The 21,110-nt window shown below is 66.0% G+C and carries 27 protein-coding genes; 17 read left to right on the forward strand and 10 right to left on the reverse strand.

Annotation, left to right across the window (positions count from 1 at the left end; genetic code table 11):
* Window positions 1-356 precede the first annotated feature (356 nt).
* Window positions 357-1,709 (forward strand): MATE family efflux transporter, encoded by a 1,353-nt coding sequence (locus tag BT183_RS14195; RefSeq protein ID WP_072344281.1) that lies wholly within the window; start codon window positions 357-359, stop codon window positions 1,707-1,709.
* A 669-nt stretch (window positions 1,710-2,378) separates the two neighbouring features.
* On the opposite strand, the gene BT183_RS14200 is transcribed toward BT183_RS14195, so the two are convergent.
* A complete protein-coding gene (locus BT183_RS14200) occupies window positions 2,379-2,696 on the reverse strand; it encodes a YkvA family protein (protein ID WP_177282549.1) in 318 nt (105 codons plus the stop codon).
* A gap of 175 nt (window positions 2,697-2,871) precedes the next feature.
* Between BT183_RS14200 and BT183_RS14205 the strand changes: the two genes are divergently transcribed.
* From BT183_RS14205 to BT183_RS14230, 6 genes are all read left to right on the forward strand, one after another.
* Complete coding sequence (locus BT183_RS14205) at window positions 2,872-4,578, forward strand: putative bifunctional diguanylate cyclase/phosphodiesterase (RefSeq protein WP_072344287.1); 1,707 nt, start codon at window positions 2,872-2,874, stop codon at window positions 4,576-4,578.
* Window positions 4,579-4,707: 129 nt separating this feature from the next.
* Entirely contained in the window at window positions 4,708-5,949 is a 1,242-nt protein-coding gene (gene ispG, locus BT183_RS14210) for a flavodoxin-dependent (E)-4-hydroxy-3-methylbut-2-enyl-diphosphate synthase (protein WP_072344866.1), read from the forward strand.
* 17 nt (window positions 5,950-5,966) lie between these two features.
* On the forward strand, window positions 5,967-6,398 hold the full coding sequence (locus tag BT183_RS14215; RefSeq protein ID WP_143145811.1) for a hypothetical protein: 432 nt from the start codon (window positions 5,967-5,969) through the stop codon (window positions 6,396-6,398).
* 175 nt (window positions 6,399-6,573) lie between these two features.
* Entirely contained in the window at window positions 6,574-7,032 is a 459-nt protein-coding gene (locus tag BT183_RS14220) for a hypothetical protein (RefSeq protein ID WP_143145812.1), read from the forward strand.
* A 111-nt stretch (window positions 7,033-7,143) separates the two neighbouring features.
* The gene (locus BT183_RS14225; RefSeq protein WP_072344296.1) at window positions 7,144-7,485 is read left to right on the forward strand and encodes a VOC family protein; all 342 of its coding nucleotides are present in this window, start codon (window positions 7,144-7,146) and stop codon (window positions 7,483-7,485) included.
* A gap of 56 nt (window positions 7,486-7,541) precedes the next feature.
* Window positions 7,542-8,402, forward strand: a complete 861-nt coding sequence (locus BT183_RS14230) for an alpha/beta fold hydrolase (RefSeq protein WP_072344299.1) — start codon at window positions 7,542-7,544, stop codon at window positions 8,400-8,402.
* A 2-nt stretch (window positions 8,403-8,404) separates the two neighbouring features.
* On the opposite strand, the gene BT183_RS14235 is transcribed toward BT183_RS14230, so the two are convergent.
* Together BT183_RS14235 and BT183_RS14240 are read right to left on the reverse strand one after the other, a co-directional pair.
* A complete protein-coding gene (locus BT183_RS14235; protein WP_072344301.1) occupies window positions 8,405-8,728 on the reverse strand; it encodes a hypothetical protein in 324 nt (107 codons plus the stop codon).
* A gap of 65 nt (window positions 8,729-8,793) precedes the next feature.
* Window positions 8,794-9,264 carry a YbaK/EbsC family protein gene (locus BT183_RS14240; protein WP_072344304.1) on the reverse strand — a complete coding sequence of 157 codons (471 nt, stop codon included), beginning with the start codon at window positions 9,262-9,264 and terminating at the stop codon, window positions 8,794-8,796.
* Between the two features lie 401 nt (window positions 9,265-9,665).
* Between BT183_RS14240 and BT183_RS14245 the strand changes: the two genes are divergently transcribed.
* The 3 genes from BT183_RS14245 (at window position 9,666) to BT183_RS14255 (ending at window position 11,679) form a co-directional block, all read left to right on the forward strand.
* Window positions 9,666-10,580: a pirin family protein gene (locus BT183_RS14245; RefSeq protein WP_072344305.1), complete on the forward strand. Its 915-nt coding sequence runs from the start codon at window positions 9,666-9,668 to the stop codon at window positions 10,578-10,580.
* A gap of 77 nt (window positions 10,581-10,657) precedes the next feature.
* Window positions 10,658-11,386 (forward strand): AzlC family ABC transporter permease, encoded by a 729-nt coding sequence (locus BT183_RS14250; RefSeq protein WP_072344307.1) that lies wholly within the window; start codon window positions 10,658-10,660, stop codon window positions 11,384-11,386.
* Window positions 11,383-11,679 carry an AzlD family protein gene (locus tag BT183_RS14255; RefSeq protein WP_072344310.1) on the forward strand — a complete coding sequence of 99 codons (297 nt, stop codon included), beginning with the start codon at window positions 11,383-11,385 and terminating at the stop codon, window positions 11,677-11,679. Before BT183_RS14250 ends, BT183_RS14255 begins: the two co-directional genes overlap by 4 nt.
* Window positions 11,680-11,683: 4 nt before the next feature.
* On the opposite strand, the gene BT183_RS14260 is transcribed toward BT183_RS14255, so the two are convergent.
* Window positions 11,684-12,100 carry a VOC family protein gene (locus tag BT183_RS14260; RefSeq protein ID WP_072344312.1) on the reverse strand — a complete coding sequence of 139 codons (417 nt, stop codon included), beginning with the start codon at window positions 12,098-12,100 and terminating at the stop codon, window positions 11,684-11,686.
* Window positions 12,101-12,168: 68 nt separating this feature from the next.
* Between BT183_RS14260 and BT183_RS14265 the strand changes: the two genes are divergently transcribed.
* Window positions 12,169-12,756 (forward strand): TetR/AcrR family transcriptional regulator, encoded by a 588-nt coding sequence (locus BT183_RS14265; RefSeq protein ID WP_072344314.1) that lies wholly within the window; start codon window positions 12,169-12,171, stop codon window positions 12,754-12,756.
* A 568-nt stretch (window positions 12,757-13,324) separates the two neighbouring features.
* On the opposite strand, the gene BT183_RS14270 is transcribed toward BT183_RS14265, so the two are convergent.
* From BT183_RS14270 to BT183_RS14285, 4 genes are all read right to left on the reverse strand, one after another.
* Window positions 13,325-13,993 (reverse strand): DUF4142 domain-containing protein, encoded by a 669-nt coding sequence (locus BT183_RS14270; RefSeq protein ID WP_072344317.1) that lies wholly within the window; start codon window positions 13,991-13,993, stop codon window positions 13,325-13,327.
* A gap of 127 nt (window positions 13,994-14,120) precedes the next feature.
* Window positions 14,121-14,480: a winged helix-turn-helix transcriptional regulator gene (locus BT183_RS14275; protein WP_177282551.1), complete on the reverse strand. Its 360-nt coding sequence runs from the start codon at window positions 14,478-14,480 to the stop codon at window positions 14,121-14,123.
* A 127-nt stretch (window positions 14,481-14,607) separates the two neighbouring features.
* Window positions 14,608-14,943 (reverse strand): hypothetical protein, encoded by a 336-nt coding sequence (locus BT183_RS14280; protein ID WP_425290576.1) that lies wholly within the window; start codon window positions 14,941-14,943, stop codon window positions 14,608-14,610.
* 192 nt (window positions 14,944-15,135) lie between these two features.
* The gene (locus BT183_RS14285; protein ID WP_072344321.1) at window positions 15,136-15,792 is read right to left on the reverse strand and encodes a DNA-3-methyladenine glycosylase family protein; all 657 of its coding nucleotides are present in this window, start codon (window positions 15,790-15,792) and stop codon (window positions 15,136-15,138) included.
* 18 nt (window positions 15,793-15,810) lie between these two features.
* Here BT183_RS14285 and gluQRS point away from each other — a divergent pair, with 18 nt between their 5' ends.
* Window positions 15,811-16,710, forward strand: a complete 900-nt coding sequence (gene gluQRS / locus BT183_RS14290; protein ID WP_072344324.1) for a tRNA glutamyl-Q(34) synthetase GluQRS — start codon at window positions 15,811-15,813, stop codon at window positions 16,708-16,710.
* Here gluQRS and BT183_RS14295 read toward each other — a convergent pair.
* Window positions 16,661-17,626: an NAD-dependent epimerase/dehydratase family protein gene (locus BT183_RS14295; protein WP_072344326.1), complete on the reverse strand. Its 966-nt coding sequence runs from the start codon at window positions 17,624-17,626 to the stop codon at window positions 16,661-16,663. The genes gluQRS and BT183_RS14295 overlap by 50 nt on opposite strands.
* 95 nt (window positions 17,627-17,721) lie before the next feature.
* On the opposite strand from BT183_RS14295, the gene BT183_RS14300 reads away from it, so the two are divergent.
* The 5 genes from BT183_RS14300 to BT183_RS20785 are packed head-to-tail and all read left to right on the forward strand — an operon-like array spanning window position 17,722 to window position 20,411.
* Complete coding sequence (locus BT183_RS14300; RefSeq protein WP_072344329.1) at window positions 17,722-18,666, forward strand: LysR family transcriptional regulator; 945 nt, start codon at window positions 17,722-17,724, stop codon at window positions 18,664-18,666.
* Entirely contained in the window at window positions 18,663-18,860 is a 198-nt protein-coding gene (locus tag BT183_RS14305; protein ID WP_072344331.1) for a twin transmembrane helix small protein, read from the forward strand. The genes BT183_RS14300 and BT183_RS14305 overlap by 4 nt, the downstream gene beginning before the upstream one ends.
* 4 nt (window positions 18,861-18,864) lie before the next feature.
* The gene (locus tag BT183_RS14310; protein ID WP_072344334.1) at window positions 18,865-19,464 is read left to right on the forward strand and encodes a cob(I)yrinic acid a,c-diamide adenosyltransferase; all 600 of its coding nucleotides are present in this window, start codon (window positions 18,865-18,867) and stop codon (window positions 19,462-19,464) included.
* Between the two features lie 38 nt (window positions 19,465-19,502).
* Window positions 19,503-20,186, forward strand: coding sequence for a rhomboid family intramembrane serine protease (locus BT183_RS14315; protein WP_072344337.1), 684 nt, complete (start codon window positions 19,503-19,505; stop codon window positions 20,184-20,186).
* 48 nt (window positions 20,187-20,234) lie between these two features.
* Window positions 20,235-20,411, forward strand: a complete 177-nt coding sequence (locus BT183_RS20785) for a hypothetical protein (protein WP_177282553.1) — start codon at window positions 20,235-20,237, stop codon at window positions 20,409-20,411.
* A gap of 30 nt (window positions 20,412-20,441) precedes the next feature.
* Here BT183_RS20785 and BT183_RS14320 read toward each other — a convergent pair whose 3' ends face one another.
* Complete coding sequence (locus BT183_RS14320) at window positions 20,442-21,104, reverse strand: TlpA family protein disulfide reductase (protein WP_072344340.1); 663 nt, start codon at window positions 21,102-21,104, stop codon at window positions 20,442-20,444.
* Window positions 21,105-21,110: the final 6 nt, after the last annotated feature.

Raw genomic sequence — 21,110 nt, forward strand, 5'->3', positions numbered from 1 at the left:
TCGCGGCTCTCGCGCCACCTCTCCCTTCGGGGGCTTCGAAGCGACGGCGACGCCGGTCAATCCGTCCGGTGGACGGATTGAAGCTGAGAAGGCCATGAGAGCTATGCTCGAATGGCGTGAGGTCGGTGCGAAAGCGCCGGGTGAGGGGGCCTTGCCGCTTGCGCTGAGCCCACCGCAAGGCGCAAATATCCACCCCTTCCCCCGCGCTCACGCCCTCGGGAGCGGGTTGACGCCCTGTCGGGCGCGGGCGTAAGCACCTGCACAACCCGCCAGACCCGCCGCGCCCGTTCGCAGGACGCCCCGGGCAAAGGCCACCGTTCCGGCCGGTCGTCCGGAGCTTAAGCCGGAGTCCATCCATGCCTGCCGCCCAAAGGCCGCTGACCCTGCGGTTCCTCGTCTTCCTGTTGCCGCTGATGCTGTCGAACGTGCTGCAGTCGCTCAACGGCACCATCAACACCATCTATATCGGCCAGATGATCGGGGTCGAGGCGCTGGCGGCGGTCTCGGTGTTCTTCCCGATCATGCTGCTGCTGATCTCCTTCATTATCGGGCTCGCTTCGGGCGCCACCGTGCTCATCGGGCAGGCCTGGGGCGCGCGCAATGTCGACAAGGTCAAGGAAATCACCGGCACCACGCTGGTGGCGAGCTTTCTCGGCGGCCTCGTGGTGGCGCTGTTCGGCGGGCTCTATGCCGGGGAGATCATGCGCACGCTGGGCACCCCCGAAGCCATCGCGGGGCTGGCGACCGATTATGGCCGGGTGATGCTGATCGGCATGCCGGGGCTGTTCATCTTCATGGTGGTGACCTCGGTGCTGCGCGGGGTGGGCGATACGGTGACGCCGCTCGTCTCGCTGATCATCTCCATCATCTGCGGGCTCCTGATCACCCCCGCCCTGATCCAGGGCTGGGGCGGGCTGCCGCAACTGGGCGTGGTGAGCGCGGCGGTGGCCACCATCGCCGGCTTCCTGATGGTGCTGGTGTTCCTGTTCTTCTACCTGCGCTGGCGCAAGCACCCCATGGCGCCCGACCGGGTGCTGCTGGGCTATCTGCGCATCAACGGGCCGCTGTTTCTCACCGTGCTGCGGCTGGGCATTCCCGCCGGCATCCAGATGATCGTGGCATCGCTTGCCGGCATCATCGTGGTGGGGCTCGTCACCCGCTTCGGCCCCGAGGCGACGGCCGCCTATGGCGCGCTCAACCAGGTGCTGGGCTATGTGCAGTTTCCCGCCATGTCGATCGCGATCGCGTCCTCGATCTTTGCCGCCCAGGCGATCGGCGCGGGCGATGCCAGCCGGCTCGGCGCCATCACGCGCACGGGGCTTTTGATGAACCTCCTGCTCACCGGCGGGCTCGTGCTCATCGCCTATCTCTTTTCCGAGCGGCTCGTGGCGCTGTTCATTACCGATCCCGAAGTGGTCAACCTCACCCAGGACCTGCTGCATATCGTGCTGTGGAGCGTGGTGCTGTTCGGCATGGCGCAGACCTTCACCGGCGTCATGCGCGCGGCGGGCACGGTGTGGGTGCCGATGTTCATCGGGCTCGGCGCCATCCTCGTCATCGAGGTGCCGGGCGCCATCTGGCTCAGCCGCACCATGGGGCTGCCGGGCATCTGGGTCGCCTATGCGGCGGCGTTCACGGCCATGATGCTGATGCAGGGCGCCTATTACTGGTTCGTCTGGCGCAAACGCCCGATCAAGAAGCTGGTGTGAGGGGCGGGGCGTCTCGAACCACGAGGTCGGGGACGATCCAGGGCGCTGATCCGCTCTTCACCTTTCCCTTTGGGGGAGAGGTCGGCGCGAAAGCGCCGGGATAGGGGGGGATTTAGCCGAGGCATTTGTGCCCGGCCCTCGTCCTTCGAGACGCCCCTGCGGGGCTCCTCAGGATGAGGACCTCTGTAAATTGTAAGGGAGACCTCATGGTGAGGAGCGGCTTCAGCCGCGTCTCGAACCACGAGGGCGGGGATCTCAGAGTTAGCCTTACCCCCACCGACACGCCCCTGCGCCGAGCCATTCGAGCCTAGCTCTCATGGCCTTCCTGCGCTCCGGTCGCTCCACCGGAGCGCCCGGACCCTGCGGGTCGCTGGGAAGCCTCAGGATGAGGTCCTCTGTGAATTGCAAGGGAGACCTCATGGTGAGGAGCGGCTTCAGCCGCGTCTCGAACCAGGAGGTCGGGGATATCAGAGTTAGCCTTGCCCCACCGGGTCGTTCCTGCCAAAGCAGGAACCTCCGTTTACGAGGCCGGCACCCCAAACGGAGGTCCCTGCATCCACAGGGACGACTCCGCGGGTGGGAGATATAGGGCGCCCGAACCTCCTGCTTCGAGACGCGCCTGCAGGGCTCCTCAGCATGAGGTTCCCTCTCGAAACCACTCTACCGCCCTCAGCGGCGGCGGGCGGTGCCGTCGATGACGGGGCCGTCGCCCGAGGTGGCGCGGTAGGGCTCGGCCCGGGCGCCGGCGCGGACCGGCTGGGGCAGGCGCGAGACAATGAAGCTCACCATCATCGGCACGAGGATCAGATCGTCCACGATGCCGAGGAAGGGAATGACCTCGGGGATGAAATCGATGGGGCTGACGAGGTAAAGCACCACGCCGAGCATGGCCGCCTTGAGAATGAGCGGCGTCGCGGGCTCACGAAAGGCCCGCCACAGGAGGACGAGTTCCTTGCGGAACTGCATCAGGCGACCGATGAGGAACATGCGTTTCATGTCAGATGAAATGGGGAGGCGCGACGCTGGTTCAAGACCGATCCCGCCCGCATGCAGACGAAAAATTCACCACGCGCGCAGTGGTGATCGGGCGTGATGCTGACGTTAACATCCCGATCATCGTGACCATGGGAGGCTGCCTCACGGTTTTCTGCAGGGGCTATCGGTGAACGACCTCAAATTCTACGCCGCCATATCGCGTTTCGGGCGGCTGAACTATCGCGCCAAGATCATGATCATGGCGTTCCTGGGCACCCATGTGCCGCTTCTGGCCCTGATCGGCTATTTCGTTTTCAACGTCTCGAACGATATGGGCCTCGTCTGGCGCACTCTGGCGGTGGCGCTGGTGGCGACGCTGGCCGGTACCGGGGTGACGCTCTTCGTGCTCAACCAGCTGCTGGCCCCGGTGCTCGCCACCTCGCGCGCGCTGCGCCTTTATGGCGAGACCCGGAAAAAGACCGAGCTGCCGCACGGCTTTTCCGACGAAGCCGGCACGCTGATGGCCGATGCCGGGCGCACCATGGAGCGGCTCGAGCAGAGCCTTGTCGCCCTCGAAACCACCGAGCTCGTCACCGGGCTGCCCAACCGCCGCAAATTCACGAGCGAGATCGCCGATACCCTGCGCCGCAGCCCCGACGAGGCGCTGGCGGTGGTGACGCTGCGCCTGCGCGACCATGGCCGGCTCGCGACGAGCTATGATCAGCGGCGGCTCGATCAGCTGATGCGGCTCCTGGCCGACCGGCTGGCGGGCGCCTGCGAGCCCCGCACCTTCATCGCGCGCACCTATGCCGACGCCTTCTCGCTGATGCTGCCGGCCGCCGATGTCGATGCCGTCTCGGCGCGCGCCGCGCGGCTGAGCGCTGCGCTTGCCGCCGAAACCCCCTTCGAGGGCATTGCGCTCTCCCCCGATATCGCGACCGGCGTTGCGCTCTATCCCGATGATGCCACCGAAGCCAGCGCGCTCCTCGACCATGCCGGGGCCGCCGCGACGCTCTCGCGCAGCGAAGCCATCGTCGCCTTCCACGCCCCTGCAATCCGCGAGGAGGCGCGCCGGCGCTTCGAGCTCGAGCAGGAATTGCGCCGCGCCGTGGCCGAGAACCAGTTCGAGCTGGCCTATCAGCCCGTCGTGGACCTGAGAGCTGGCCGCGCCACCGCGAGCGAGGCGCTGATCCGCTGGCGGCACCCGGACAAGGGCGTGATCGCGCCCGGCCTGTTCATCCCCACGGCCGAACGCTCGGGGCTGATCGACGATATCGGCCGCTGGGTGATCCGCGAGGCCTGCGCCCAGGCGGGCCGCTGGCAGGCGGGCGAGGCGGCCGGGCTGACGGTGGCGATCAATCTTTCGGCGCGGCAGTTCCTCGATCGGGGCCTGACGGGACTTCTCGAAGAGGCCGTGCGCGAGAGCCGCATCTCGCCCGAGCGCATCGAGATCGAACTGACCGAAAGCGCGGCCATGGTCGATTACGAGCACACGCGCAACACGTTCACCCGGCTGCGCGACGCGGGCTATTCGATCGCCATCGACGATTTCGGCACCGGCTATGCCTCGATGAGCTATCTGCGCCGGCTGCCCTTCAACAAGCTCAAGATCGACCGCGAGTTCGTCAGCCATGTCGATACCGCCGCCGATGCGCAGGCCATCTGCGGGGCGATGATCACGCTGGCCCAGGGCCTGGGGCTCGAGGTGCTGGCCGAAGGCGCCGAGCGGCCCGAAGAGGTGCGCTGGCTCTCCGAACGCGGCTGCGCGCTGTTCCAGGGCTATTATTTCGCCCGCCCCGTGCGGGCCGAGGCCATGCCCGAAACCCTCGCCGATATCGGCATGGCGGTGGCCGGGGCCTCGCTGCTGATGTCGGCGGGCCGCAGGGCCGCCTGAACCGCGACGAACAAGCACTTGCCACCCGGCCGGCACCTGGCAACAGGGGCCGGCCGTCGCCTATCCGCAATCTTGCCCCGCTAGCGATGAAGGCTTATCCATGGGGCGCATGAAACGAGGACGGATATGATGGCCGGGCTAAGCGCACGCAGGCGATCGGTTGGGGTGAATGTGGGCGGGGTGATCGTGGGCGGCAGCGCCCCCGTCGTCGTCCAGTCGATGACCAATACCGACACCGCCGATATCGACGCCACCGTGCGCCAGGTGATGCAGCTGGCCCGCGCCGGCTCGGAGCTCGTGCGCATCACGGTGGATCGCGACGAGGCGGCCGCCGCCGTGCCCCATATCCGCTACCGGCTCGATTCGATGGGCTATCCGGTGCCGCTCATCGGAGACTTCCACTATATCGGCCACAAGCTGCTGGCCGACCATCCGGCCTGCGCGCAGGCCTTGGCCAAATACCGCATCAATCCGGGCAATGTGGGTTTCAAGGCCAAGCGCGATACCCAGTTCGCCACGCTGATCGAGCTCGCCATGCGCTACGACAAGCCGGTGCGCATCGGGGTCAACTGGGGCTCGCTCGACGAGGAACTGCTGACGCGGCTGATGGACGAGAACGCCGTTTCGCCCAATCCCATCTCTGCGGCGGCGGTGCAGCGCGAGGCGATCATCCAGTCGGCGCTCCTCTCGGCCCAGCGCGCCGAGGAGCTGGGGATGTCGCGCGACAAGATCATCCTTTCCACCAAGGTCTCGGACGTTCAGCACCTGATCGCGGTCTATGAGGACCTGGCGGCGCGCTGCGACTATGCGCTGCATCTGGGGCTGACCGAGGCGGGCATGGGCTCCAAGGGCATCGTCGCCTCATCGGCGGCGCTCGGCATCCTCATGCAGCAGGGCATCGGGGACACCATCCGCATCTCGCTCACCCCCGAGCCCGGCGGAGACCGGACGCGCGAGGTGATCGTGGCGCAGGAATTGCTCCAGACCATGGGCTTTCGCCAGTTCCTGCCGGTGGTGGCCGCCTGCCCCGGCTGCGGGCGCACCACGAGCCAGACCTTCCAGGTGCTGGCCAAGGAGATCCAGGATCATCTCTCGAGCTCGATGCCCGAATGGCGCGAGCGCTATCCGGGCGTCGAGACCCTCTCGGTGGCGGTGATGGGCTGCATCGTCAACGGGCCGGGCGAAAGCAAGCACGCCAATATCGGCATCTCGCTGCCCGGCACCGGCGAAACCCCCGCCGCCCCCGTGTTCATCGACGGCGAAAAGGTCGCCACCCTGCGCGGCGCCGACGTGGCCGAGCAGTTCAAGGTGATGGTAGCCAATTACATCGAAAAAAAATTCGGCCACGGGCAGAAAAGCGCGGCGGAGTAGGGGTGAGGCGGGCAGCCTTGCTCAAGATGGCATGCGTCGCCGCTATAGCCGTGGCGATTTCTTATGCCGTGTCTATGGTGCCCTTGCTGATGCTGTCACCTGTTATGTTGGCTCCAGGTGGCACAGGATGGCTGTTGTTATTTTCCATCCCATATTTCGTCCTCTTGAATTTTTGGATTGGTTTCGTCGTTCTGTTCTTTCTGGTTCTTGCAGCGCAAATGCAGAATTTGCCAATCAGCATCTCGTTCGCGCTGTTTCCAGTCTCGGGATTGTTAAACGTACTGGTAGCGGATACGCTCATGTATCATTGGCCGTCAAAAATTCACGAGGGTGCAGGCGCGTTTTACATCGGACCGGATGAAACAAGGTTCGGAGTGTCGATCGTTCTGGTCCCTTTCAGCTTTATGGCAGCCTATATATTTTGTCGTGTGCGTAGGCGGGCCCGCTGACTTCGGCGAGTGGTGCGTTATCGGCGGCATGATTTCTCTAGAAGGCGATGCCCTCGCAGATGAGATCGAGCAGTTCAAGATGATGGTGTCCAATTCCATCGAGAAAGAATCCGGCCAGGGGCAGAAAAGCGCTGCGGAGTAAGGGGTGAGGCGGGCTTACACGCGTGAGCAATTCATGATGGCGGTCAATCTCTCGGCAGTGCTGGGATGGGCCCTCGTTACAGCGCCGGTCGTTATCAACAGCCCCTATGTTTTCGTGCTTGCGGTGGCAGCTCTCGTCGGGCTGCCGATTGCTTTGATCGTGTGCTGGGTGCTCGTCGCACCGACGCTGTGGCACGTGATGGCAAGGCCTCTCAGCTGGCGCCGGGCCGTCGGTTGGAGCATTTTTGTCTCGACACTCCTTCAGTGTGTCGGAACACTGATCATTATTCTGAATACGGCTATCGGTTCCCGAGGCCGTCGGCTCGTCACGCAGCAGGACTTTCCAACCACACAGCAGGAATTTCTGATCGTCCCAGCAGTGATGCCATTCCTCGTGTCATATGCGATCCTGGTGTGTGGAGGCGTCCTGATAGCCATTGTCGTTCGCTCAGTAATAGGCGCGGGCGAGGGCACGCGGCCAGCGCGCCGCTGACAGCCGGCGAAGGCTTTGGGCGAGACATGCGGCGCCTCGTCGAACTGGCGGGCGGATGAACCGGGGCGCCCGAAAAGCGTTCCCCTCCCGGACCGTCGAAAGGATGGCACCATGAACACAATCGGATTTTATGCCGTGATGTGCGTTTCGGACATGGAGCGCGCGACGGAGTGGTATGGCCGCCTCTTTGGGCGCGAGCCCGATGCACGGCCGATGGACTGGCTGGTGCAGTGGTGGCGCGAGGGTGGCGGGTTGCAGGTGTGGCGCGATGCCGACAAGGCGGGCGCCTCGCTCACCACCATTATCGTTGCCGACATGGCGGCCGAACGGGCCCGGCTCCTGGCCGTGGGGCTCGACCTTTCGCCCGACAGCAAGGGCGACTGGGGCATCATCGCCCAGATCAGCGACCCCGATGGCAACCGCATCACCCTGGCCGAACCGCCGCGCGGCTGAGGGCCTATGCAGCCACGGCGGGTCTGACGCAGTGTCTGCCTTGCAGGGAGAACACAATGGCTTTTGCGCGGGTTTCGTCCGAAGGCATCACGCTTGCGACCGAGAGCTTCGGAAGCGGGGAGCGCGGCACCATCCTCCTGGTGATGGGCGCCACCGCCTCGATGCTGTGGTGGCCCGATACGCTTTGCGAGGCCCTCGCTGCGGGCGGCTATCGCGTCATCCGCTTCGATCACCGCGATACCGGGCATTCGACGACCGGGGCGCCGGGCGAGATCGCCTATGACCTCGATGACATGGTGGGCGATCTCCTCGCCATTCTCGACCATCACGCCGTGCCTGCCGCGCATCTCGTCGGCATGTCGCTGGGCGGGCTCTTGGGGCAGATCGCGGCGATTGCGCATGCCGATCGCGTCGAGAGCCTGACGCTGATCGCGGCCGAACCGCTGGGGCTGGAGTATGAGGGATCGGGCATGGCGCCGGCGCTGCTGGACCAGTTCGGCGCCCTTGCCGAGCTCGACTGGAGCGATGCCAACGCGGTCGCAGCCTTTCTGTTCGAGATCGCGCGGCTCAGCGCCGGTAGTGCTCCCGGCTTTGACGCAGAGGATGCGCGCAGGCGCATCGCGGCCGAGATGGCGCGGACAGCCTCGATGCAGAGCGCCTTCAACCACGCGCTGCTCAAGGGCGACGTCGCGCCCGGCCTCACCGTCGGCGCCATCGGCCAACCCGTGCTGGTGATCCACGGCACGGACGATCCGGTCATCGCCTATGCGGCGGCCGAGGCGACGCGCCGCGCCTTGCCGCAGGCGCAAATAATGACGCTCGAGGGGCGCGGCCACGAGATCGCCCCGGCCGATGTGCCGGCGATCGGCGCGCGCATCCTCGCGTTTCTCGGCGAGGCCGCGCCGCCGCGCAGCTGAGATCAGTCCTTGAGCACCAGCTTTGGCTCCTTGCACAGATCGATATCGACCGGCACGTCATCATCGCGGCCGGCGAGCCCGGCATAGCCGCGCACGGTTTCGCAGCGGCTGAGCGAGAGCTTGAGCGCAAAGCTGCCGCCGGGCGGCACATCCTCGAGAATGGCACCCAGATTATCCTCGATCGCCTCGCCATCCTTGCCGATGGGGAAGACGTTGAGCCGTTCGAGCGCGATGCTCGAGCGGTTCTCGATGGTGAGGACGAGCTGGTCCACCGCCATGGCGGGCTGGACCAGGAGGGTGAGAAGGGCAAGGGCGGCGACGCGCATGGGGGAATATTCCGGGAGGTTGACGGCAGTGAGACGGCGGCGCGGGAGCCCGCCTTGGCGCCATCTTACGCCTGCGGCACCGAACATGCATCGGCCCAGCGATTGCCGCACAAGTCGAGAAGCCGCGCAAGCGGCAGCCGCACCGAGGCATGCGTATCCCCGCCCGCCGGGATCACCTCGTCATAGATTTTGAGCGAGACATCGCAATGGATCGGCAGGGGCTGCGGCAGGCCGAAGGGGCAGACGCCGCCCACTTTGTGCGAGGTCAGGGCCTCAACCTCCTCGGCCCCCAGCATGCGCGGCCGCCCCCCGAACGCGGCCTTGGCCTTCTGGTTATCGAGCCGCGCATCCCCCCGCGTCACGAGCAGCAGCACCGTCTCGCCAACGCGGATACAGAGTGTCTTGGCAATCTGCCCTGGCTCCACCCCATGCACCGCCGCCGCCAGCGCCACGGTGGCTGTGGACTCCCCGGTGACCATGACGGCGAGGTCTGGGGCCCGACGGGCAAGATCGGCACGAACGGTTTCAAGGCTCATCGGGCATCACGGGGTTTGGGGAGGGGTAGGTGGTAAAAGAGCTTTTGAAACAGTGCAGGCCACACACGCAAGCCACAGCTTACCTCTCCCTCTGGGGAGAGGTGGTGCACGAGCCTCTCAAACTGTGCCAGAACGATGTGCAGGCCACCCCCTTCACCTCTCCCTTTGGGGGCTTCGAGGCGGCGGCGAAGCCGGTCAATCCGTCCGGTGGACGGATTGAAGCCGAGAAGGCCATGAGAGCTATGCTCGAATGGCGTGAGGTCGGCCGAAGGCCGGGTGAGGGGGCCTCGCCGCTCGCGCGATCTCATGGCCGCGCATCTCTCCCTCCACAACCTCATTCCACCACAGGCGCAAACCCGTTTACCCTGTCCCGCCAACCCAAGCCGACACGGAGCCCGCCGATGACCTGGTTTCCCGCCCATGATCCGATCCAGGGCGATGCCGCCTCGGTGGATGCGATCGAACTCGTGGTGGTGCCGCGCGCTCGTGACCTCGGACCCTTCGCGGTGCGGCGGGCCCTGCCGCATGGCAAGCGGCAGATGGTGGGGCCGTTCATCTTCTTCGATCATTTCGGGCCGGTGACCTTCCTTGCCGGGCAGGGCATGGATATCGCCCCGCATCCCCATATCGGGCTCTCCACCGTCACCTGGCTCTTTGATGGCATGGTCACTCATCGCGACAGCGAGCAGAATATCCAGACCATCCGGCCCGGCGCGATGAACCTGATGACGGCCGGCCGGGGCATCGCCCATTCCGAGCGCACCCCCGATGATGCGCGGGCGGCGCCCCATTCCATCCTCGGGCTCCAGAGCTGGATCGCTCTGCCCGAGGGGCTCGAGGAGATCGACCCGTCCTTCCAGCATTTTTCCGCCGAGCAGCTGCCGGTGGTGGCCGACCATGGGGTGAGGGCGCGGGTGATCGCCGGCCGGGCCTTCGGCGCTGTCTCGCCGGTCAAGACCACATCTGACTGGTTCTATGTCGAGGTCAATTTCACCGCCGGCCGCACCGTGCCCCTCGATGCCGATTATGAAGACCGCGCCATTTATCTGGTGGAGGGGGAGATCGAAGTGGGCGGCGACTGCTTCACCGGGCCGCGCCTGCTGGTCTTCCGCCCCGGCGACCGGCTCGCGATCCACGCCATCACCGATGGGCGCATGATGCTGCTGGGCGGGGCGACGCTTGAAGGGCCGCGCCATGTCTGGTGGAATTTCGTCTCCTCGCGCAAGGAGCGCATCGAGGAGGCCAAAGAAGCCTGGCGGCTTGCGCGCTTCCCCGCCGTGCCCGACGAGACCGAGGCCATTCCGCTGCCCGGCTGAGCCATCAGCCTTCGTGATCGTGCCCATCAGCAAGTCTGATCGGGTGCGCCTCCCATCCTGTGCTAGATCGGTCAGCCATGCAGACCGATCCCGTAACTTCTTCCTCTTTTGCCCGCGAGCTCGTGCGCGGGCTCAAGGCCTGCGCGCCGCTGGCGCTGTCGGTCTCGGTCTATGGGCTGGTCTGGGGCGTGCTGGCCGGGCAGGCGGGGCTCTCGATCCTCGAAGTGCTGGCGATGAGCGGGCTCGTCTTTGCCGGCGCCAGCCAGTTCGTCGCCCTCGATCTGTGGACGCCGAGCGCCCTGCCCATCGGCGCGCTCATTGCCGCGGCGGCGGTGGTCAATCTGCGCATGATGCTGATGACAGCGACGCTGCGCCCCACGCTTGCGAGCCTGCCGCGCTGGCAGGGGCTTCTGGCAACTCTTCTCACCACCGACGAAACCTGGGCGCTCACCATCGGGCAGCGCCCCGCCGGGCGCGACAGTGCGGGCTTTTTCGTCGGCGCCGGGCTCATGCTCTGGACCACCTGGCTGGCGGTGACGCTCGCCGGCCGACTGCTGGGCGCCGCGATCGCCGAGCCCGAAAGCCTCGGGCTCGATTTCGCCTTCACCGCCACTTTCATCGCGCTCCTTCTGGGCATGTGGAAGGGCCGCGCCGATCTCGTACCCTGGATCGTGGGCGGTGGGGTCGCGGTGCTCGTCACCCGCCTTGTGCCGGGCGAGTGGCACATCCTTGCCGGGGGCCTCTGCGGCAGCCTTGCGGGCGCCATCGCCGAGACCATCGGGCGCAGGCGCGAGGCGCGGCCATGAGCCTCGAGGCGCTGATCGCGATTGCCGGCATGGCGGCGGTCACCATCGCCATCCGCATGGGCGGGCTCCTTGTGGCAGACCGGCTGCCGCGCGAGGGCTTTGCCGCCGCCTGGCTGCGCCATATTCCGGGCGCGGTGCTGGCGGCGCTGGTGGCGCCGGCCATCGCCAATGGCGGGCTGCCCGAATGGCTCGCCGCCGCCCTCGCCGTGGCCGCCTTCATCGCCACCCGCAGCCTCATCGCCACCATGGTCGCCGGCGTGCTCGCGGTCTATTTGCTCCGCCTCTGGCTCTAAACCTCTATTCGGTCCCCAGATACTGCGCCGCGAATTCGGCCGTGGGCGGAATGGGGGTAATGATGTCGATCAGCACGCCCTCGGGATCGGCGGTGATGAAATGGCGCTGGCCGAAATCCTCGTCGCGCAGCGGCAGCAGGATCGGCAGGCCGGCCGCCGCCAGCGTCTCGTGCACCGCATCGACATCCTCCACCTCGAAATTGAGCAGCATGCCGGTGGCCATCCCGCGCCCCGCCGGCGGGATGGTTTCGTGGTCGCCGGCGAGGATGGCGAGGTTGACCCGCGGATCGGCCTTGGCCTGCAGGTGCACATACCAGTCGCTCTCGAACAGCGGCCGAAAGCCGAAATGGTCGACATAGAAAGCCGCACGTGCCGCCACGTTGTGGCTCATCAGCACGGGGTAAAAGCTCGTCAGATTCATCTTGCACCTGTTCTCAAATCACATACAAACTGCATGTATGACTGCGATTTAACATACAGGCTGTATGTATGCAAGCCAGGCGCTCGAATGCCGAACGCACCCTCGCGACCCGTGCCGCGCTGCTCGCTGCGGCGCGGACGCTTTTTGTTTCAAAAGGTTATGCCGAAACGGGTACCCCGGAGATCGCTGCCGAGGCCGGGCTGACGCGGGGAGCGCTCTATCATCATTTCGCCGACAAGCAGGCCGTGTTCCACGCCGTTGTCGAGGCCGAGGGCGAGGCGGTCGCGCGCGAGATCGAAACCATGTCCGCCACCAGCACCGATCCGGTGGATGCGCTGCTGGCCGGCAGCCAGGCCTATCTCGCCGCCATGCGCGTGCCCGGCCGCACCCGGCTGCTGCTGATCGAGGGACCGGCAATACTGGGCTATCGCGCCATGAAGCGGCTCGATGAGGACAAGGCGGCACGCACGCTGCGGGCCGGGCTCCGGGCCGCCTTCGCCGCGCAGGGCCGGCCTCCCGATGCCGCGCTCGACGCCCTCACCGACCTGCTCTCGGCCGCCTTCGACCGCGCCGCCCTCGCCATCGAGGACGGCGCCGACCCCACCCTCTACCGAAACGCCGTCGCCGCCCTCATCACCCCGGTCGCCGAGGGATAGCCGACTGCCTCTCAGGGCGGCTCGGAAGCCTCAGGATGAAGGACCGCCGTGAATTGCACGAGAGACCTCATGGTGAGGAGCGGCGACAGCCGCGTCTCGAACCACGAGGGGCGGGGAGCATTGCACTTGGTGACCCCCACTGGGTCGTTCCTGCTTCCGTGTACCGTTCCGGCGGAGAGAGGTGAGGGATCGTGTGACCTGTTCTCGCCCCACCTGATTGCGCCTGCCTAGTCCTCATCCTGAGGAGGGGCGGAGCCCCGTCTCGAAGGACGAGGACGTGCGCTCGGTGGACCCGGCCCTCGCCCTTCGAGACGCCCCTATCGGGGCTCCTCAGGGTGAGGTCCTTTGTGAATTCCACGAGAGACCTCATGGTGAGGAGCGGCTTCAGCCGCGTCTCGAACCACGAGGTCGGGACCACCGGCGCTGGCGGCCCTCGCCCTTCGAGACGCCCCTCGCGGGGCTCCTCAGCGTGAGGACTTCACCTCACTTCTCCCGGTTGCGAGACATTGGCCGCAGGCCAGATCAGGGCAACTTCCCCCGAAACAACCCCTCTCAACGTCCCCCGAACCTACCCCCCAACCCGCGCCAGCAAAGCCTCCGCCGCCGCATGTTCGGCGGCGATCTCGGGCAGGGCTTCGGCGGCGAAGCCCTTGAGGGGGCTGTCTTCGCCTTTTTCGGCATAGGCGGTGTAGAGCGCTTCCGCGACGGCGCCGATTTCGGCAGCCATTGTTGCATAGCGGGCTTCGATGCTCGCCTCGGCGCCGGTGGCGCTCACGCCACCGCTCAACGCATCGAGTTTCTGGCGGTGGGTCATGTCGAGGCCGAGCGGCACCGGCACCATCACCGGGCCGGCCGCCGCTGCCGCGCGCAGCGCCTCGACGAGGCGGGTGTGGCGGGCAAGGCTGTCGGTGGCGAAGGCCACGAGTTCGGCATCCTGGCTCGCCCCGGCAACCGCCTGGGCGCCCAGCGCCAGCAGCAGGCTGGCCATGGCGGCCGAGTTGGCGAATTGTTCGGTCGAGGTCACGAGCGCCGCCTGCTCGACCGGGTCGACGCTCACCTCCATTGCCGGCGGTGCGCCATCGAGCGGCGGTGGGGCCGCCGGCAGGCCGGGCAGCGGCCCCGCAGGCGCCGGCGTATTTTGCGGAACGGCCTCGGGGGTCTGGGCCATGGCCGGGCCGATCTGCACTGGCAGGGTCAGGGCGAGGCTTATCATCAGCCCCGTGATGATCGGCTTCATCTCGTGCTCCATGCGATCTTGCTGCGGCCGGCCGGTCTTGACAGCCGGCGGCGCGCAAGCGCGCGGGCGCGGTCCGCCCACGTTCGTTCAGAAGAACCAATGCGAAATGGGGGGCTTTGGTTGCCGCCTACTCGGCGGCCTCGAGGCGCGGCCGGGGCAGGGCGTCGCCACGACCGTCATAGGCTTCGCGCGCCGCCTTCACCTCGTGCTGGTGGGTCGCGGCCCAGTTCCACAGCGCATCGAGCGGCTCGGTCAGCGTCCGTCCCAGATCGGTCAGCGCATATTCCACCCGCGGTGGAATTTCGGGATAGACCGTGCGCGTCACCAGCCCGTCGCGCTCGAGATTGCGCAGGGTCAGGGTCAGCATGCGCTGCGAGATGCCGCCGATGCCATTGCGCAATTCATTGAAGCGCATGGTGCGCCGGGCGAGAAAGCCCACCACCATCACGCTCCATTTGTCGCCGATGCGGTTGAGGATGTCTGCCATGGCGCCGCAGACTTCCTTTTCATGTCCCTTCGCGCTGCCCAGAGCCATGCCGAAAGTCCCCGCTGGCGTTTTGACCTGCCCTTCATATAGGGCAGGTTCCCTTTTGTTACCACTGCGAATATGGGCTTCAGCCCATCGTCACGTCGCGCCCGGCGCTGGTGATGGACACCGTGAAGCCGGCCACCACGTCGATCAGTGCCATCAGCATCAGGATGAAGAAGACCGAACTGGCTGCCGCCCCTGCGAGCAGGAATTCGACGAGGAAAACGATGAACACCAGCGTCGAGATGATGTGCTCGAGCACCGAGGAGCGGCCGGTATTGGTGGATTTGATCACCTCGATGCACAGCGCCACCAGCCCCATGATGATCATCAGGTCGCCCGAGGTCAGCGACCAGGCGATGCCCGAGACCATGGGTATGGTCATCACCGTGCCCGCCCAGCCGGCCGGATTGCCGCCCATGAACAGGAACGCCACGAGGTTGTAGATGATCAGCGGCACGATCAGCAGCGGGGGAATGAACACCCCGCCCCGTCCGGGGCGGCGGTCGGGCGGCAGGAAAACCGTCGAGTCGGTCAAGGCTTGGCTCCGGGCTCTGGACTGTCGAGAATGTGGCGAGCTTGCCAGAGATTGGCCCTTTGCGCCACTGCCGGCTCAGAGCGCGATGCCCTCGCGCTCCCGTATCGCGGCGAAATAGCGCCAGAACAGCAGGGCCGCGGCCGCCCGGTGCGGCGACCACGCCTTGGCGATCGCTGCCAGCTCGGCGGCAGCCGGCCGCGTATCGAGCCCCAGCGCGTGGGCCACCGCCTTTTGCAGGGCGAGGTCGCCCGAGGGAAACACATCCGGGTGCCCGGCGCAGAACATGAGGTAGATTTCGGCCGTCCACGGGCCGATGCCCTTGATGGCGGTGAGCCGGGCGATCGCCGCCTCGGCCGGCAACAGCTCGATATGGGAAAAGTCGAGTTCCCCCGCCACCACGGCCTCGGCCACCGCCCGCAGGGTCCGCGTCTTGCCGGCCGAAAATCCGCTCGCCCGGATCGTCTCTTCGGGCAGGAGCAGGAACTGGCCGGGGTCGGTAGCGCCCTCGATCGCCGCGAAGCGGGTCCAGATGGCCCGCGCGCTTGCCACCGACAGCTGCTGCCCGCAGATCACCTTGGCCATGCCGGCAAAGCCCGGCTCGGTCATCCGCACATCCACCGGCCCGGCCCGCGCCACCACATCAGCCAGCCGCCCGTCGCGCCGGATCAATCCATGAAGATGCTCGGCGATGGCCTCGGCCGTCGTCAGCCGGTGCGTCACGGGGTCCGTCATGCTAGGGTCCGCCTCCTCATGTCCTCGCCCGCACCCCCGCACCCCATCCTGCGCTTCGCGCCCAGCCCGAATGGGCGCCTGCATCTGGGCCATGCCTATTCCGCGCTTGTCGGGTGGCATGCCGCGAGGGCGGCGGGGGGTACCTGGCTCCTGCGCATCGAAGACATCGATCCGGTGCGCAGTCGACCCGAATTTGTCGCCGGAATCGAGGACGACCTCACATGGCTCGGGCTCGATTGGCCGCGTCCGGTACTACAACAATCGCAAAGACTCGAACTTTACGCGAATGCCGCAGGTGTGCTGCGTGATCGCACGTTTCTTTACGCGTGTTTCTGTTCGAGAAAATCGGTTGCCGAGCAAGCGGACGGGCGCGACCCCGATGGCGCTCCGCTCTATCCGGGAACCTGTCGCCACCGCCCTGCCGATGAGGTTGTGGCCCGTCTCGCCCAGGGCGAACCCGTCCAATGGCGGCTCGCGATGGACCGGGCGATCCGCTCGACCGGCCCTTTGCGTATCGATTTTATCCCCGGCTTCGAACGCCATGGCCGGCTCGAAGCCCACGCCTCCCGACCCGCCGATCCGGCACGCTGGGGCGATGTCGTTCTGGTGCGCAAGGATGTACCCACGAGCTATCACCTCTCCGTCGTGATCGACGATGCCGATCAAGGCATTAGCCATGTTGTCCGCGGGCAGGATCTCGAGGCGGCGACCGATCTGCACGTGCTGCTGCAGGCGCTTCTGGGCCTGCCTCATCCCGTCTACGCCCACCACCGCCTGCTCGTTGATTCGAGCGGGGAAAAGCTCGCCAAGTCGCGCGGCTCGCAGAGCCTTTCCGGCCTGCGCGCCGCCGGCTGGACCCCCGAGGATGTCAGGCGGCAACTCGGCTTTTCAGCAGAATCGGTGCCACCGTCGCCCTGATCGATTCGGCCGGATCGGTGCCGAAACCGGGCCCCAGAATCGCCTCCAGCCGCGGATCGACCAGCGCCATCGGGTTCTCCCAGAGATAGCGCGTCTTCACGATCTCCCGCATCAGCGGCATCACCAGCCCCATGGCCGACAGCATCGTCCAGGGCAGGGGTACGGCACGGAGGGGATGTCCTGCAACATCCTCGACGACCTTAAGAATCTGCCGTCCGGTCAGGAAGTGCCCGGCGAAGTTGAAGCGTGCGAAAGCCTCGAAATCGCCCCGCCTTTCCGCCAGTGCCACGAAGGCTCGGGCGAGGTCAGGCAGATAGGCCCAGGCGTGAGGGAGATCGAGATCATGATGCAGCGCCACCCGCCCCTTGCCGATCTCGCGCAGGATCATCTGGCCGAACATGTCGTTCCCGTGATTGCCGGGTCCGTAGAAATCGCCTGCCCGCAGGATGATGGCGTTTATATCCCCGCGCCGGGCGGCGGCTAAGAGCATCTCTTCCATCCGCACCCGGATCGCACCGCGCGGGGTCTCGGGATACTGCGGCAGGTCAGGCGTAAGGGCTCTGTCGCTGGCGGCATAATTGTAGACATTTCCGGGAAATAGCAGGGTCTTCCCCGTCCGCCCGAGCGCCTTCAGCACCCGTCCGAGCTGCGCTTCGGCCCGACCCCGGTCCCATTTGTCATAGGGCAGGTTGAGCGCGTTGAGGACGATGTCCGCATCCCCGATCGCTGCCCGCATGTCAGGCACGGAATCAGCCGTTCCTGCGACGAAATCGACGCCTGCGATCGGCATCCGGTTGCTGCGGGCAAAGCCCGTCACGCTCCAGCCCGCGGCGATGAAGGCCTTTGCCGCGGCCTGGCCGATATGGCCGTTGAGGCCGAGGATAACGATGCGAGGCTTCTGGGCGGATTGAGACATCTGGCGGCTCCTTATTGTTGGAGGCCAAGATCGCCCCTTCCTGAATGAATGACGATCCGCTATGTTGCTCTGGCGGCCATTCAGGATTGTATGGAATGCGCGATGTCGAACCCGATTGGGCGCTCTGGCGCAGCTTTGCGGCGGTGGTCGATAACGGCTCGCTGTCTGCTGCCGCCCGCGCCATCGGGTTGAGCCAGCCAACGCTCGGCCGACATATCGAGGCGCTGGAACAGGTTCTTGAAGTTACCCTCTTCGAGCGCTCCCTGTCCGGCCTGCGCCCCACCGAAACAGCGCTCAAGCTCTACGAGCCCGTCCGCGAGGCTGAATCCGCCCTGGCCCGTGCCGGCCTCATCGCCGAGGGCGCGACGGAGGCGCTCGAAGGATCGGTGCGGATCACCGCCAGCACCATGATGGCCCATCACGTGCTACCGCCGATTCTCGCGGCCATCCGCGCCGACCATCCGGGCATCGCGCTCGAGCTCGTGGCCAGCGATACGGCCGATAATCTGCTGCTGCGCGAGGCCGATATCGCCGTGCGCATGTTCCGCCCGGCCCAGCTCGATCTCATCTCCCGGCATCTGGGGGATATTCCGGTCATCGCCTGCGCCCATCGCAACTATCTCGATCGCCACGGTCCCCCACAAACGATGGCCGACCTCGGCAGGCACGCCCTGATCGGCTATGATCGGTCCGATGCCATCACGCTTGCGGCCAAAGCACTCGGGTTTGATCTAAGGCGCGCCGATTTCGTAGTAAGGACCGATAGCCAGACTGCGATGTGGGAGTTGATCAAGGCCGGGCTCGGTATCGGCTTTGCGCAAGCCGGCCTCGTGGCCGTCACGCCCGGGCTGGTGCCGCTGTTTTCCAGCGCGCCGGTGGCCAGCATGGAGGTCTGGCTGACGACCCATCGCGAACTTTACACCAGCCGCCGTATCCGCGCGATCTACGATGCGCTCGGCCGGGGACTGCACAGCACGATCAACAAGGGCCCCGCAGCGGCAGGCATGCGTCCGCCGGGTCGGGCAACGGAAATCCGATGAACAATTCAATCGTCTCGCTGATCACCTTCGTCGCGGTCATGGTGGTGGCCGTCATCCTGTTCATGGGCCTCTGGAACATGTTCAAAGGCGGAGACGGCAACAAGAGCCAGATGCTGATGCGGGCCCGCGTCATCGCGCAGGCCGTGGCGCTGGTCGTTATCCTCGGTGCACTGTTCTTCTTTGGTCGCGGTTAAGTCTATGGTAAAGCTCAATAAAATCTACACGAAGACAGGCGATAACGGCACGACCGGGCTCGTGCGCGGTCCGCGCCGGATGAAATACGATCTGCGGGTCGAGGTGTTCGGCACGATCGACGAGACCAATTCCGCCATCGGGCTCGCGCGTCTCCAGACCCAGGGCATGCCAAGGCTCGACAGTGTGCTGGCCCGCATCCAGAACGATCTCTTCGATCTGGGGTCCGATTTCGCCACCCCCGGCCAGGACCCGGACGGCGTTGCGCCCTCGCTGCGCATCACGGCCGATCAGGCCGCCTGGATCGAAGGGCAGATCGATGCCTTCAATGAGCAGCTCGCGCCCCTCACCAGTTTTGTATTGCCCGGCGGCACTCCGCTGGCCGCCGCGCTGCATCTGGCGCGGACCATCAGCCGGCGCGCCGAGCGCCATGCCTTTGCCCTTGCCGGCAAGGAGCCCGAGGTCAACGCCCACGCGCTGGTCTATCTCAACCGGCTTTCGGATCTGCTGTTCGTCATGGCGCGCGCGGCCAATGGCAATGGCAGCAAGGATGTGCTCTGGCAGCCGGGTCAGTTCACCGGCGAGCAGAAACGCCTGAATTCATAAGCGATTTCGACCGGGTTGCGATTTGGGGGAAGCCGTGAATGTTCCTGCCTCTGCATGATCGCAACCCGATCCGGCATATCAGTTTTCCATATGTGAACTATGCCCTGATCGGGGCGACGGTGCTTGTCTTCCTCGTTCAATCGATCCTCACCGAGCCCGAATGGGACCGGTTCGTGCTCGGTTTCGGGATGATTCCGGTGGTGGTGCGCGATCTCTATCCGGCACCGGTCGCCTGGCTGCCCGATCAGTCGACCCTCGTCACCTATGCATTTCTGCATGCCGACTGGCTGCACCTGCTCTCCAACATGCTCTTCCTCTGGGTGTTCGGAGATAATATCGAGGACGCGCTGGGCCATGTGCGCTACCTCGTCTTCTATTTCCTCTGCGCCGCAGCGGCGGCGCTCGTGCATTTACTGTTCAATATCAATGACTTGGGTCCGCTGATCGGCGCTTCGGGTGCGGTCGCGGGCGTGATGGGGGCTTATCTCATGCTGTTCCCGCACGCCCGGGTCTATGTGCTCTTCCGCCTCGTCATCCCGATTCCGCTGCCTATACCGGCGGTGTGGATGCTGGCGGTCTGGATCGGGACGCAGGTCTTCTACCTCGTCATCGGCAGCGAGGAGCCGGTGGCGTGGTGGGCGCATCTGGGGGGAATTCTCGCGGGCCTGCTGCTGGCCGTGCCATTGCGCCGGCGCGGGGTCATCCTCTTCGGCGGGCGGTAAGTCCCTCTTAACGCTGCGCCCCTAGCCTTGGAGGCAGGAGGATGGCGCATGGAAATCGCAACGCAGATGGCGATGCTCTCGGCCCAGCGCACGCAGGGCCTCGTGGAGATCGCCGTCGCCAAGAAAAGCCATCAGATGCAGATGGATTTCGTCGCCATGATCGACGAGGTCGCCCGCGCCGCGCCCCCGCCGGGGCAGGGAACAAAGGTCGACAAAAGCGCCTGAGCCAAGGCCTTCGCCCCAGGCCGGCTTCGCTCAGAGCTCGGCCTTGAGCGCCTCGACCACCCTGTCGCCATCCGGGCTGTCCCAATGGGCCGGGCCCTGCAACACTGCAAGTTCGCAGCCCTCGGTATCGAGCAGCAGTGTCGCCGGCAGGCCGATGGCCACGCCTTCGGTCTTGAGGCGATCAAAAGCCCTGAACGTCGCGTCGGCATAGAGCGGCAGGTTGGGCCAGTTGCCCTCCTCGAGGAAAGCGCGCGCCTTTTCGCCGCCATCGGCGCCGATATCGAGATTGATCGGCAGCACCATGAAGTCGGCGCCATTGTGCCGGGCGGCAAGCGCCTCGAGCGCCGGCATCTCCTCGCGACAGGGCACGCACCAGCTGGCCCAGAAATTGACCAGCAGACCCTTGCCGGCGAAGTCCGCGATGCTGACGGGCTTGCCCTCGGCATCGGTGAAGGCGAGGTCGGCAAAGCCGCGGCCGAAGCCCGTGGCCTGCAGGGCGGCCAGTTCACCGGTGGATGCGGCGTCGATCCGTGTCGCCGCCTCGGCCATCGCGGGGCACTGGGCGGCGTTGGGGCTGCCGGCATTGCTAAGCCAAAGTCCAGCCGCTAAAGCTAGCCCCGCGCCCGACAGGGCGACGAGCGCGAGGCGCCGGTTTCTCGATCCGGCGGGTTTTTGCGGCGCAGGTTCAGTCACGGCAGT

The organism is Devosia enhydra, from assembly GCF_900119845.1.
GTDB lineage: Bacteria > Pseudomonadota > Alphaproteobacteria > Rhizobiales > Devosiaceae > FPKU01.